Source organism: Citrobacter sp. Res13-Sevr-PEB04-36 (assembly GCF_015672735.1).
GTDB lineage: Bacteria > Pseudomonadota > Gammaproteobacteria > Enterobacterales > Enterobacteriaceae > Citrobacter.
In genome coordinates this window covers 50,967-63,574 of record NZ_JADABY010000065.1, presented here as the reverse complement: position 1 = coordinate 63,574, position 12,608 = coordinate 50,967, and the positions used below count along the sequence as shown (strand labels likewise).

Here is a 12,608-nt window from a genome sequence, read left to right as displayed (position 1 = left end):
GCCGCATCCGGTAAAACTTTGTCTCGGGAACAGATGACAAATCGCGAGGAAACATAAACAATAGGAATATCCCGCGTTGACGTCACGAAAGCGGGCACGAAGGCAAATATCATAGAATCAGGCATCTATACTCTATGATTCAGGAACGAGACGCGGAGCAGGAGGAAAGCCATGCCCGGGCGCTTTGAATTAAAACCAACCCTGGCGAAAATCTGGCATGCACCGGACAATTTTCGCATTATGGACCCGCTACCGCCTATGCATCGCCGCGGCATTATTGCTGCCGCCATCATACTGGTGATCGGTTTCCTGCTCCCTTCCAACGATACCAGCGATACTCCTGCGGTCACGCGTGATGCCCAGTTGGATTTCCAGTCACAGTCGCAGCCACCTACTGAAGCCCAGCTTCAGGCGCAACTGGTCGCTCCGCAAAACGATCCGGGTCAGATGGCGCCGGTCGCACCGGAACCCATCCAGGAAGGCGATCCCGACGCGCAGCCGCAAGCCCAACAGTCCCAACCCCAGACGCAGCCTTTCCAGCCAGATAGCGGGATTGACCAGCAGTGGCGTACCTATCGTGTAGACTCCGGAAAAACGCTGGCCCAGGTATTCCGTGACCATAGCCTTCCGCCGACCGATGTGTATGCCATGGCGCAGGTTGAAGGCGCAGGAAAACCGCTGAGCAACCTGAAAGACGGTCAGATGATACAAATCAGGCAGAATGCCAATGGCGTGGTCACGGGGTTAACCATCGATACCAGCAACGGTCAGCAGGTGTTGTTTACCCGCCAGCCTAACGGTAGCTTTATTCGCGCGCGTTAATCGTGCTGATTGCCGGGTGGCGGCTTCGCCTTACCCGGCCTACAAGAGAGTCGGCCGTGCCATCAGACTTCAAGGTGAAGTGTTACCGCTTCACCTTATTCACCCACCAAATCCCCGAACATACCAGCACCAGCGCCACTGCGTATTTCCATTCGAGAATGTTCTCGCCAAGAAAAATCGACGACAGCACCGCGCCAGAGACCGGGATCAGGAAGTTAAACGGCGCGATCATTCCCACGCGGTTGTATTTGAGCAGAATACTCCACAGTGCGAAGGCCACCGAGGAGAGCAGCGTCAGGTAGCCCAGGATTGCCACTGACGCAGAGCCGTGTACGGTGAGCGTCCCACCAAAAGCGTAGCCACCGATAACCAGAGCCAGACCGCCCATCCCCAGCTGATACCCCGTCATTACCGTCGGGTCAACCGTCTGCGAAATACGTTTTCCGTATAGCGTAGCGGCAGAGAGAATAAAGGCCGCCATCACTACCGAACCGTCTCCTAACAAGGTAAAGCTGAAATCCATCAGCCCGCTGTTAAAATTCACCACCATCACGCCAGTGAAGCCCAGAATGCAGCCCAACGCTTTGTTGTAGCTCAGCTTGTCGTTCTGATAGATAAAGTGGGCCAGCAACACGCTAAAGAACGTTCCGGTGGCGTTCATGATTGAGCCTTTCACGCCCGTGGTGAATGCCAGACCAATATAAAAGAAGATGTATTGCAGTGATGTTTGTGTCAGTCCCAGCAGCGTAAGCTGACCAAACTGGCGTGGACTTAACCTACCAATGGGTTTGCGCTGCGCCATCGCCAGCAGCAACAGTAATAATCCTGCAAATAAGAAGCGGTATCCGGCAAAAACAATCTTTGACGGAATATCGTCGGTGGCAATCTGGAATATTTCATATCCGCTTTTAATCGCCGGATAGGCGCTCCCCCATAGCAGGCAGCAAAATGCCGCGCTCAGATAGACCACGTTTTTACGCGCGAACAGAGGTTGGTGCGTTGTGTCCATGCCATCACCACTTTGAAATTGTGTTTTATTTTTATGATTATCGCGAAAAGGATAAAGAATAGCCAGAGCGAAAACAGGGGGGCAGAAAAGCAAAACGCCGGCACAAGGCCGGCGCTTTTACGCGGTTTTTAGAATAAAAACTTATTCTGCAACTACGTTTACAGTCAGCTTAGCAAACACTTCGCTGTGAACCTGGAAGCTCACTTCGTGCTCGCCAGTGGTACGCAGAACGCCGTTCGGCAGACGAACTTCGCTCTTAGCCACTTCAACGCCAGCTGCAGTTACAGCGTCAGCGATGTCGCGAGTACCGATGGAACCGAACAGTTTACCTTCGTCGCCTGCTTTAGACGCGATGGTTACGGTTTCCAGTGCATTGATTTTCTCAGCGCGAGCTTCAGCAGCAGACAGAACGTCAGCCAGTTTGGCTTCCAGTTCAGCGCGACGTGCTTCGAAGAATTCAACGTTTTTCTTGGTAGCAGGAACAGCTTTACCCTGTGGTACCAGGAAGTTACGAGCGTAGCCCGCTTTAACGTTAACCTGATCACCCAGGCTACCCAGGTTTGCTACTTTATCAAGCAGAATAACTTGCATTACCTTATCCTCTTAAAGTCGTTAATAGACAGCGGCCGATTACTGATGACGATCGGTATACGGCAGCAGGGACAGGTAGCGAGCACGCTTGATGCAGCGAGCCAGCTGACGCTGGTATTTTGCACGAGTACCGGTGATACGGCTCGGGACAATTTTACCGCTTTCGGTAATGTAGTTTTTCAACGTTGCGATGTCTTTGTAATCAATCTCAACAACGCCTTCCGCGGTGAAACGGCAGAACTTGCGACGACGGAAATAACGTGCCATATGGCTAGTCTCCAGAATCTATCAATTCAATCTGCTCGGCATGCAGAACAATTTTGCTCAGGCCGTTCTTTGCCTTGTGGCAAGAAATGAACCCCTGAACAGTTACTGCGCTACCGACCGTTATACTGTGAGTAATGGCCTGGTTTTCGTGTCCGCTAATAATAACGGGCATTTGGCACCACGCCTGCCGGTGGAAACCGGCTTCCTCCTGCACAGAACGATGCTCAAGCACGAACTGGCAATGAGGAATTCCTGATGGGCTGACCTTGCGAAGCGGCGTCCTGCACACTGTGCCGGATAACACCAGACGGTTGGTCATCAGAAATTACTCTTCAGAATCCCCAGCTTCAGCATCATCTGCGGTTTCGTTTGCGAAATCATCGCGACGTTCACGACGCTCGTCTTTCGCTTTAACCATCGGAGATGCTTCGGTAACAGCGTGCTTAGTACGCATTACCATGCTACGGATAACGGCATCGTTGAAGCGGAAGTTTGTTTCCAGCTCATCGATAACTTCCTGCGGCGCTTCAACGTTCAGCAGAACGTAGTGAGCTTTGTGCAGTTTGTTGATCGGGTAAGCCAGCTGACGGCGGCCCCAGTCTTCCAGACGGTGGATCGTACCTTCTGCTGCAGTGATTGCACCAGTGTAGCGTTCGATCATACCCGGAACCTGTTCGCTCTGGTCAGGATGGACCATAAAAACGATTTCGTAATGACGCATCGAATTGCTCCTTACGGATTATTCAGCCTCCTGTCTGGGTCAGCCGAGGCCCATGGAGGCAAGGAACGTGTTAAAGGTCGGCTGAAAAATGACGCGTCATAATACTGGCGACAGCTGGTAAACTCAAGGTGATTGTATGAATATTTATCAAACCGTCATTAATACATATCCATCAGCATTTTGACACTGATGCAAATCGAGACAATCACAATCATCGGCCGGATGACTTTCTTCCCGCGCGTCAGTACCACCGAGGCTCCGAGACGCGCACCGAGAGATTGCCCAACGAACATCACCAGTCCCAGCGACCAGATCATTTTACCGCCGAAAATGAAGAACAGAATCGAGGCGATGTTCGACGCCAGGTTAATAAAATTGGAATGGATTTGCGCTTTATCGATGCTGTATCCCCACAGCAGGATATAGCAGAGTGTATAAAATGAACCTGCTCCTGCGCCGAGAAACCCATCATAAAAGCCTATGCACCCACCGCCGATAAGTGAAAAGAGAAATAGCGATACCTGCTGTTTTCTTTTCGGTTCACTGAGATTAGGGGCAAAAATAAAATAAATGGCCACGGTGATAATCAGCACCGGCAACAGCTTTTTAAGCAGGTCCGGCTCAATGAACTGAATCAGCGTGGTACCCAGCGCGGAACCGATAAAGGCAGATAAGAACACATACTTGTGTTCCTGCACGTTGATATGCCCCCGACGTAAAAAGTAAATTCCGGAGGTGAGTGAACTGCCCAATGCCTGAATTTTATTGGTCGCCAGCGCATTGGCTGGCGGCAACCCAGAAATCAACAATGCGCCAATAGAGAGAAATCCACCGCCCCCTGAAACCACATTAATAAAACCCGCCACCAGCGCAACCATAAACATAATCACGAAGTAGCTGAAATCCATGAATGAAGTATCCATAAGTTTTTGCCTTATAATCATGAAGTTATATTATTTTTCAGCTCACTATAAACGGCGTACTCGCCTGGTTAAATTGACCATTTGGTAAGAGCTTATGCTGGGAAAACAGGAATTTTTAACCGCAGCGGAAGGTATCAGCTGATTGTTAATTAAAGAAAAGTCGGCTATGCGGTAATTTTTTGAACAACTGCATCAGAAATGGTCGCTATCGACGCAGTCAATTGTGATTAAAATTAAATCAGAAGTTATCCACTCGCAGGAGAGAGCTAACCAGAGACGGCAGTCGAGGAGGTACCTATGCGAGCCCGTGTGTTGACCCTTCTGGCTGTGCTTTTGCTCAGTGCAAATGCAATAGCAGCCATTGAGATTACCCATCGTCAGGCCAGGAATATGGATGATGTGCAGAGCTTAGGCGTGATTTACATAAACCATAACTTCGCCACTGAAAGTGAAGCAAATCAGGCCCTGAATGAAGAGACCGATGCGCAAGGCGCAACCTACTATCATGTGATCCTCACCAGGGAACCCGGTAGTAACGGAAATATGCACGCCAGCGCGGATATTTATCGCTAGCTACTCAGAAATAACCAACGAGAACATTGCCACAGTTTGACTTGCCCCCTTGATTGGGGGCTTTTTTTTGTAAAACGCCCACGGAGCCAGACCGATAACATCCCCTTAAAGATTTAGCTCCGGGACATTTTTCTTACTTCTGTCCGTAATAGGCGTTCGGACCGTGCTTACGCATGAAGTGTTTATTCATCAGGTAATCGTCGATCGGATTAAGTCCAGGGTTAATGCCGCGCGCAATCCACGCCATCTTTGCCACCTCTTCCATCACCACCGCATTATGCACCGCGTCATAGGCGTCTTTACCCCAGGCAAACGGGCCATGCTGATAGACCACAATGCCCGGTGTATGTAGCGGCTCAACGTCGACTAGCGTTTCGATGATCACCTTACCTGTATTCAATTCATATTCGCCCTGCACTTCTTCTTCCGTTAATGCCCTGGTGCAGGGAATATCGCCAAAGAAGTAGTCCGCATGGGTGGTTCCCAGTGCCGGAATCGCCAGCCCCGCCTGCGCCCATGCGGTAGCGTGGGTAGAGTGGGTATGTACCACACCGCCAAGCGATGGATAACACTGGTACAGCGCCAGATGGGTTGCGGTATCGGAAGAAGGACGATAACCGCCCTCCACCACGCACCCAGACATATCCACCACCACCATATCGTCAACGGTCATGCTCTCATAGGCGACCCCACTGGGCTTGATCACCACCCGCTCACGTTCACGATCGATAGCGCTGACGTTACCCCAGGTAAAGGTCACGAGGCCATAGCGCGGCAGATCCATATTGGCTTCGAACACCTGCTGTTTGAGCTTTTGCATTACGCCGCCTCCACCAGACCTACATTTGCCATACGCGCTTTCACCCAATCACGCGCTTTCGCTACTTCAGTCGCAGGGTCATCTGACGTTTCACTCCACATCTCAATCAGGTATGGCCCGCAATAGCCGCTTTGCTTGAGTGTTTCGAAACAGCGTTCAAAATCGACAACCCCTTCACCAAACGGCACGTTTTTGAAAACGCCAGGTTTGGTGTCTTTCACATGTACAGCGACGATATGCCCGATTCCGGCTTGTAGTTCCATCTGCACGTCGTTATCCCAGGCCGACAGATTGCCGATATCGGGGTAGAGCTGGAACCACGGGTTATTCAGATAGTGCGCATAGCCCAGCGCCTTGCTGATCGAGTTCATCAATGGGTAATCCATGATTTCCATCGCCAGCGTCACCTGTGCGCGGCTCGCCATCTCAACGCTCTCTTTCAACCCATCACGGAAACGGCGGCGCGTCTCGTTGTTGGCTTCCTGATAGTAAACGTCGTAACCCGCGAGTTGAATAACACGAATACCGACGTCCTGGGCGAACTGGATCGCTTTACGCATGATCTCCAGACCCTGCGCACGTACCGCGTCATCTTCGCTGCCCAGCGGGAAACGACGATGTGCGCTCAGGCACATAGACGGCACCCGCACACCGGTTTCAGCGATAGCATTGACCAACGCCAGACGTTGCTCGCGACTCCAGTCCAACCGCGACAGACGGGCGTCGGTTTCATCCACCGACATCTCGACGAAGTCAAAACCCAGCTCTTTTGCCAACTGCAAGCGTTCTTGCCAGCCCTCCTCGGCAGGGAGGGCTTTTTCATAGATGCCGAGCGGAATTTTTTTCGACAGCATAACCGCTCCTTAGCCCCAAAGCTGAGCAATAGAGCGTTTAAATTGACGAGCGGCTTCAACCGGCGAAGCCGCATCGCGAATGCTGCGACCGGCGATAAAGACGTGAATCGGAATGCCTTTGAACAACGGCAGATCTTCCAGCGCCAGGCCGCCGGTTACGGTAACTTTAAAGCCCATATCCGCCAGTCGTTTAATGGCACTGATGTCCGCCTCACCCCATGCCACGCCAGCGGCCTGCGCATCACGGCTGCGGTGATATACCACCTGTCTAATACCAGCATCACGCCATTCCTGCGCCTGTTCCCAGGTCCAGTAGCCAGTCAGTTCAATCTGCACATCGCCGTTGAACTCTTTCGCCACGTCCAGCGCACCTTTGGTAGTGTTGATATCCGCACAACAGATGACCGTCACCCAGTCGGCGTTGGCTTCAAAGCACATACGGGAGAGAATTTTGCCCGCATCAGCAATTTTGGCATCCGCCAGTACAATTTTATGCGGGTACAGCGCCTTCAGGTCACGAACCGCACGCACGCCTTCTGCCACGCAAAGAATGGTGCCGACTTCAATAATATCCACTTCATCAGCAATCAGACGCGTTGTTTCATACGCGGAAGACATGGATTGGTTATCCAGCGCAACCTGCAACATAGGTAATGACATTTTGGTGTTCCTTTTAAACAGCCGCCGCGTTGGCGTTATCAATTAAATCCAGCACTTCCTGCGCGGTGCGGCAGGCGCGTAAACGGTCGAAGTTAGCTTCATCGTCAAACAGATTGACGATCTGCATGATGCCCACTTCTTGATGGGTATTGGCATCAACCGCCGCCATGGTTATCAGGATATCGACCGGGTCGTTATCTTCATGGTTGAAGACCAGCGGCGTTTTCAGGGTCACCAGCGCAAACCCGGTTTTCTTCACACCTTCTTCCGGGCGCCCGTGCGGCATCGCCAGACCCGGTGCTATCACAAAATAGGGACCATGCTGGGCAACGCCATCCAGAATGGCCTGGTAGTAGCGCGGCTCAACCACATCAGCCTTAACCAGCAGATCAACGCTCAGTTTTACTGCTTCCTGCCAGGTGCCGGCGTCAGCCTGTAAAAGGATGGAGTTATTTTCCACCAGCGAATCACGTAATTTCATGGTGCGTCCTTACTTCACGTCCTTCGGGAAATGTTCTTTGATCACTTCCAACAGCTTCGGACCAAAGTCAGCAGGTGACAGCATGTTGCGTACGCCTACCACGTATTTGTTGCCGGTAACGGTAATCTCACCTGCGATATGGGTGGAGGCGATGATGATATCCGCGCCGCTCAATTCGCTTTTGTATTCTCCCACCGCGCAACTGTTCACCGTGTGGTCGATATTTGACTGGGTTAAAAACTGGTCCACTTTCATTTTCATGATCATGGAGCTGCCCTGCCCATTACCACATACAGCCAGAATACGTACGGTCATAATCGGAACTCCTTATTAAGCAGACTGTTCTGCCAGTTGTTTTTCTGCGTCTTCCTCAGCGCGCAACGAGCGTCCTGCGAAAAACATATAAGCCAGTGCAATCACAATAATGACGGCCATAAAGATCAGCCCAATGGAGGCAAAGCCCTGCATCATCGGCGGTGCCAGAATTGACCAGTCAGCCATGCCCATCCAGGCGCTCATACCGGTAAGTTTCACCGCCCAGACGCAGCCGAAGATTTCAATCATCCCCATCACCAGGCAAATCTTGAGCGCCGCACGCCAGCCGCCAAAGTGGTTAGCAAACACGCCGATAGTGGCGTTAGAGAAGAACATCGGGATAAAGCCAGGAATTATCAGAATGGAGGAGCCGACGCCAACCAGAATCCCGACAGCAATCAACTGGCCAATGGTGCCCCACATAAAGCCCCAAACCACAGCGTTTGGCGCGAAGCTATAAATTGCCGCACAGTCGATTGCCAGTACCGCCCCAGGGATCAGGCGTTGGGAGATGCCGTTGAAGGCTTCAGAGAGTTCAGCGACGAACATACGCACGCCCTGAGTAATAATGAAAATAGCCACCGCGAACGAGAAACCAGTTTGCAGGATATATACCGTCCAGTGGGTTTTCCCCGCCATCGTCTGCACCACATCAATACCGAAGGAAAGCAGGATCGCGCCGAAGAAAATGGTCATCACAATCGCTGTCGAGACGATGTTGTCGTGGAAAATATTCAGCCAGCCTGGCAACTTAAGGTCTTCAACGCTCTCTTCTTTTTTGCCCAGATACGGCGCGATTTTATAAGCAATCCACGACGCGAACTGCTGCTGGTGACCAATAGAGAAACCGCAACCGTCAGTCACTTCCTGCGTCGGCTTGTACATCATGTTGGAAGTGATACCCCAGTAGAGTGACACCAACACCGCCGTGCAGATGATGGTGGTCCACATGGAATAGCCGAAGATATAGAAGGAGACCGCAATCAATCCCGCCTGCTGGAACATGATGTGCCCGGTCAGCATGATGGTGCGAATACCGGTAATCCGCCGCAGCAGGACGTAACAGATGTTCAACGCCAGCGCTAGCAGCACCGCATAGCCCACCCAACTATAGGCGTCACCCATGCGTTCGATGGTCGCCATCATCGAGGCGTAGGTATCGGAAATCGCCCCGTTGATACCGTAAACCTCGGACATCTTCGCCACCACCGGTTTGAATGTACTGGTGAGGATACCGGACCCCGCCTGCAGCAGCATAAAGCCGATGATCGTTTTGATTGTGCCTTTGATAATAACGCTGACACTTTTACGCAACAGGATGTAGCCAAGACAGGTCACAATACCCAACAGCAGCGGGGCGTTGGTCATGACCTGATTAAAGAACACGGTAAAGATGTTGTAGAGGATCTCCATAACGATCTCCAGTAGACGAAGTTGCTGAACATTCATTACAGATGCCCAGGATGTTGTGCCTCCACTCTAATTTTCAAAAGTAATCACATCAAGATTGAATTTGATTAAATGTGATGCAGTACGCAAATTATTCACTTACGAATGAAATGGTTTTTACTACATTCAATCGAATAAAAATAAAATCAATAAAAACAATAAAATACAAATAATTTCTAATAAAGAATTACTTTATATCATTGTAACTATTACCTATCGGCTCTCTTTATGCTGAAAAATCATACATTGCCATTTTGATGAAATGGTGTCAGGATTAATCAAAACAAATCACACTTTGATTCAACTTGAACAAACATGAAGGTAAATGCGATGAGTAAAGTAAAAAGTATCACGCGTGAATCATGGATCCTGAGCACGTTCCCGGAGTGGGGTAGCTGGCTGAATGAAGAGATCGAACAAGAACAGGTTGCGCCGGGCACCTTTGCGATGTGGTGGCTGGGCTGTACCGGAATTTGGCTGAAATCGGAAGGTGGGACTAACGTCTGCGTCGACTTCTGGTGCGGAACAGGCAAGCAGAGCCACGGTAATCCGCTGATGAAAACAGGCCATCAGATGCAACGTATGGCTGGCGTGAAGAAACTCCAGCCAAACCTGCGCACTACACCGTTTGTTCTCGATCCTTTCGCCATCCGCCAGGTCGACGCCATCCTTGCTACTCACGATCATAACGATCACATAGACGTGAACGTTGCCGCCGCCGTCATGCAGAACTGTGCCGATGATGTCCCGTTTATCGGGCCGCAAACCTGTGTGGATTTGTGGGTAGGCTGGGGCATACCAAAAGAACGCTGCATCGTGGTGAAACCAGGTGACGTGGTTAAAGTAAAAGATATTGAAATTCATGCGCTCGACGCATTTGATCGCACCGCATTGATCACCTTGCCTGCGGATCAAAAAGCGGCAGGTGTCCTTCCTGATGGTATGGATGCTCGTGCAGTTAACTACCTGTTCAAAACGCCGGGTGGCACGCTGTATCACAGTGGTGATTCCCACTACTCCAACTACTATGCGAAGCACGGTAATGAGCATCAGATTGACGTCGCACTGGGCTCCTACGGTGAGAACCCACGCGGTATCACCGACAAAATGACCAGTTCCGATATGCTGCGCATGGCAGAAGCGCTGAAAACCCAGGTGGTTATCCCGTTCCACCATGATATTTGGTCTAACTTCCAGGCCGATCCTCAGGAGATCCGCGTCCTGTGGGAGATGAAAAAAGACCGACTGAAATATGGCTTCAAACCGTTTATCTGGCAGGTTGGCGGCAAGTTTACCTGGCCGCTGGACAAAGATAATTTTGAATATCACTACCCACGCGGCTTTGAAGACTGCTTCACGATTGAACCGGACTTACCGTTTAAATCCTTCCTGTGATTGCACTTAAAATGCCGGGTCTTCCCGGCATTTTTACCCATTTATCTTAGTATTTTCAGGCTATTTCAAATATCATCTTTTCAAATCAATTTGTATCGGAATAGCTCATGACTGAAGCACAAAGACATCAAATATTGCTGGATATGCTGGCGCAATTGGGCTTTGTTACCGTTGAGAACGTGATTGAGCGTCTGGGGATTTCACCGGCCACGGCACGCCGGGATATCAACAAGCTCGACGAAAGCGGTAAGCTCAAGAAAGTCCGTAATGGCGCTGAAGCCATTACCCAGCAGCGCCCGCGCTGGACCCCAATGAACCTGCATCAGGCGCAAAACCACGACGAAAAAGTGCGGATAGCCAAAGCAGCTTCCCAGTTAGTTAACGCGGGTGAAAGCGTGGTGATCAACTGTGGATCAACGGCGTTCCTGCTTGGCCGCGAAATGTGTGGCAAGCCGGTGCAGATCATCACCAACTACCTGCCACTGGCGAATTTTCTGATCGACCAGGAACATGAAAGTGTGATCATCATGGGAGGGCAATACAACAAGAGCCAGTCCATCACGCTGAGTCCGCAAGGCAGCGAAAATAGCCTTTATGCCGGACACTGGATGTTTACCAGCGGTAAAGGATTGACCGCTGATGGGTTGTATAAAACCGATATGCTAACCGCGATGGCAGAACAAAAAATGCTTAATGTGGTCGGCAAACTGGTGGTGCTGGTCGATAGCAGCAAGGTCGGTGAGCGCGCGGGCATGCTGTTCAGCCGTGCCGATCAAATCGACATGCTGATTACCGGCAAAAATGCGAACCCTGAGATCCTGCAACAGTTGGAAGCACAGGGCGTGACTATTCTGCGCGTTTAGAGGTGTTGGCGGAAAAACGCGACTGTCGCGGCCAGCGCTTCTGGCGTGATGCGATGCCGTACGCCCGCTTCCCACTGGCAGGTCAGTAAGTTGTCCAGACCTGCCTGGATCAATGCCTGCTGCAGGCGGAAGGTTTCCATCGCCGGCACCACGTCGTCGTCTTGACCATGCCACAACAGCAGCGGTCTGTCGGCCAGGCGTTCCAGTTGATGCGTCACCTCCCAGTCAGCAAGTGGCGCGATAATCGCGTCAAATTCCGCCTGCTGCTCCGGCGTCTGTGCCAATACCGGCGGAAAAAGCGTATGGGCGAGCTGAGTAAAATAGCCCGACCCCATCAGGCAGGCTGCACATTTCACGTCGGAATGGCGTGCCATAATACCCAGCGTCGTCATCCCCCCCATGGATGCTCCAGCCACCGCAAGGCGCTCATCCAGCAACCAATTTTCTGCCACCAGCGCCGCACGTAAAGCCGTAAATTCCTGCATGTTTTGCTGCAATATCTGCCAGAATCGGTGCATTCTTTCCTGCACATCACCGTGGAAGCGCGTGCCATGTTCGGGCGCATCGGGCATGATGACCCGAAACCCGGCCTGTGCCAGTGCGACGGCAAAATAGCTGTAGACCAGACTGGAAGAGGTAAACCCGTGGTAGACGATAACGCAGGGGAGTGAACGGTCGCGTTTATCCGCAGGAAATGCGTGCAGGACAGGGATCCCCACCAGCTGTCGTGTTTCAATTTCTATCATTTGTCGCCTCTTTTTTTCTGGTATGCCATGGCGAAATACTTAACGCAAGTGAATGTGTGCGGCAATGATTCATAATGTTGAGAACTGGGTTACGCTTTCGCAACATTTTCATTCGAAAA

At 51.3% G+C, this 12,608-nt stretch carries 17 protein-coding genes; 4 read left to right on the top strand and 13 right to left on the bottom strand.

What is annotated here, in order from left to right; translation table 11 throughout:
* Nucleotides 1–171: 171 nt before the first annotated feature.
* Nucleotides 172–822: an OapA family protein gene (locus tag IMQ48_RS18650; protein WP_196210186.1), complete on the top strand. Its 651-nt coding sequence runs from the start codon at nucleotides 172–174 to the stop codon at nucleotides 820–822.
* Nucleotides 823–904: 82 nt separating this feature from the next.
* Here IMQ48_RS18650 and IMQ48_RS18645 read toward each other — a convergent pair whose 3' ends face one another.
* The 6 genes from IMQ48_RS18645 to IMQ48_RS18620 form a co-directional block, all read right to left on the bottom strand.
* On the bottom strand, nucleotides 905–1,831 hold the full coding sequence (locus IMQ48_RS18645; RefSeq protein ID WP_196210185.1) for a DMT family transporter: 927 nt from the start codon (nucleotides 1,829–1,831) through the stop codon (nucleotides 905–907).
* Nucleotides 1,832–1,972: 141 nt separating this feature from the next.
* Nucleotides 1,973–2,422: a 50S ribosomal protein L9 gene (gene rplI, locus IMQ48_RS18640; protein ID WP_003025676.1), complete on the bottom strand. Its 450-nt coding sequence runs from the start codon at nucleotides 2,420–2,422 to the stop codon at nucleotides 1,973–1,975.
* A gap of 39 nt (nucleotides 2,423–2,461) precedes the next feature.
* The gene (gene rpsR, locus IMQ48_RS18635) at nucleotides 2,462–2,689 is read right to left on the bottom strand and encodes a 30S ribosomal protein S18 (protein WP_002210155.1); all 228 of its coding nucleotides are present in this window, start codon (nucleotides 2,687–2,689) and stop codon (nucleotides 2,462–2,464) included.
* 4 nt (nucleotides 2,690–2,693) lie between these two features.
* Nucleotides 2,694–3,008 (bottom strand): primosomal replication protein N, encoded by a 315-nt coding sequence (priB, locus tag IMQ48_RS18630; protein WP_196210184.1) that lies wholly within the window; start codon nucleotides 3,006–3,008, stop codon nucleotides 2,694–2,696.
* Between the two features lie 6 nt (nucleotides 3,009–3,014).
* Nucleotides 3,015–3,410: a 30S ribosomal protein S6 gene (rpsF, locus tag IMQ48_RS18625; RefSeq protein ID WP_096758559.1), complete on the bottom strand. Its 396-nt coding sequence runs from the start codon at nucleotides 3,408–3,410 to the stop codon at nucleotides 3,015–3,017.
* A gap of 158 nt (nucleotides 3,411–3,568) precedes the next feature.
* Entirely contained in the window at nucleotides 3,569–4,333 is a 765-nt protein-coding gene (locus IMQ48_RS18620; RefSeq protein WP_196210183.1) for a TSUP family transporter, read from the bottom strand.
* 297 nt (nucleotides 4,334–4,630) lie between these two features.
* On the opposite strand from IMQ48_RS18620, the gene yjfY reads away from it, so the two are divergent.
* Nucleotides 4,631–4,906, top strand: coding sequence for a DUF1471 family protein YjfY (gene yjfY / locus IMQ48_RS18615; RefSeq protein WP_196210182.1), 276 nt, complete (start codon nucleotides 4,631–4,633; stop codon nucleotides 4,904–4,906).
* A 133-nt stretch (nucleotides 4,907–5,039) separates the two neighbouring features.
* Here yjfY and IMQ48_RS18610 read toward each other — a convergent pair whose 3' ends face one another.
* Genes IMQ48_RS18610 through ulaA form a run of 6 tightly spaced genes read right to left on the bottom strand, consistent with a single transcriptional unit; the run spans nucleotide 5,040 to nucleotide 9,449 of the window.
* Complete coding sequence (locus IMQ48_RS18610) at nucleotides 5,040–5,726, bottom strand: L-ribulose-5-phosphate 4-epimerase (RefSeq protein ID WP_196210181.1); 687 nt, start codon at nucleotides 5,724–5,726, stop codon at nucleotides 5,040–5,042.
* Nucleotides 5,726–6,580, bottom strand: coding sequence for an L-ribulose-5-phosphate 3-epimerase UlaE (gene ulaE, locus IMQ48_RS18605; RefSeq protein WP_196210180.1), 855 nt, complete (start codon nucleotides 6,578–6,580; stop codon nucleotides 5,726–5,728). The genes IMQ48_RS18610 and ulaE overlap by 1 nt, the downstream gene beginning before the upstream one ends.
* A gap of 9 nt (nucleotides 6,581–6,589) precedes the next feature.
* Nucleotides 6,590–7,240, bottom strand: a complete 651-nt coding sequence (gene ulaD, locus IMQ48_RS18600) for a 3-keto-L-gulonate-6-phosphate decarboxylase UlaD (RefSeq protein ID WP_196210179.1) — start codon at nucleotides 7,238–7,240, stop codon at nucleotides 6,590–6,592.
* Nucleotides 7,241–7,253: 13 nt separating this feature from the next.
* The gene (gene ulaC / locus IMQ48_RS18595) at nucleotides 7,254–7,721 is read right to left on the bottom strand and encodes a PTS ascorbate transporter subunit IIA (RefSeq protein WP_196210178.1); all 468 of its coding nucleotides are present in this window, start codon (nucleotides 7,719–7,721) and stop codon (nucleotides 7,254–7,256) included.
* A gap of 9 nt (nucleotides 7,722–7,730) precedes the next feature.
* Nucleotides 7,731–8,036: a PTS ascorbate transporter subunit IIB gene (gene ulaB, locus IMQ48_RS18590; protein WP_135323398.1), complete on the bottom strand. Its 306-nt coding sequence runs from the start codon at nucleotides 8,034–8,036 to the stop codon at nucleotides 7,731–7,733.
* A 15-nt stretch (nucleotides 8,037–8,051) separates the two neighbouring features.
* Nucleotides 8,052–9,449: a PTS ascorbate transporter subunit IIC gene (ulaA, locus tag IMQ48_RS18585; RefSeq protein ID WP_196210254.1), complete on the bottom strand. Its 1,398-nt coding sequence runs from the start codon at nucleotides 9,447–9,449 to the stop codon at nucleotides 8,052–8,054.
* A gap of 366 nt (nucleotides 9,450–9,815) precedes the next feature.
* Here ulaA and ulaG point away from each other — a divergent pair, with 366 nt between their 5' ends.
* The gene (gene ulaG / locus IMQ48_RS18580) at nucleotides 9,816–10,880 is read left to right on the top strand and encodes an L-ascorbate 6-phosphate lactonase (protein WP_196210177.1); all 1,065 of its coding nucleotides are present in this window, start codon (nucleotides 9,816–9,818) and stop codon (nucleotides 10,878–10,880) included.
* A gap of 107 nt (nucleotides 10,881–10,987) precedes the next feature.
* Complete coding sequence (gene ulaR / locus IMQ48_RS18575; protein ID WP_096758569.1) at nucleotides 10,988–11,743, top strand: HTH-type transcriptional regulator UlaR; 756 nt, start codon at nucleotides 10,988–10,990, stop codon at nucleotides 11,741–11,743.
* Here ulaR and yjfP read toward each other — a convergent pair.
* Nucleotides 11,740–12,489 (bottom strand): esterase, encoded by a 750-nt coding sequence (yjfP, locus tag IMQ48_RS18570; RefSeq protein WP_196210176.1) that lies wholly within the window; start codon nucleotides 12,487–12,489, stop codon nucleotides 11,740–11,742. The two genes, ulaR and yjfP, sit on opposite strands and share 4 nt — an antisense overlap.
* Nucleotides 12,490–12,608 lie beyond the last annotated feature (119 nt).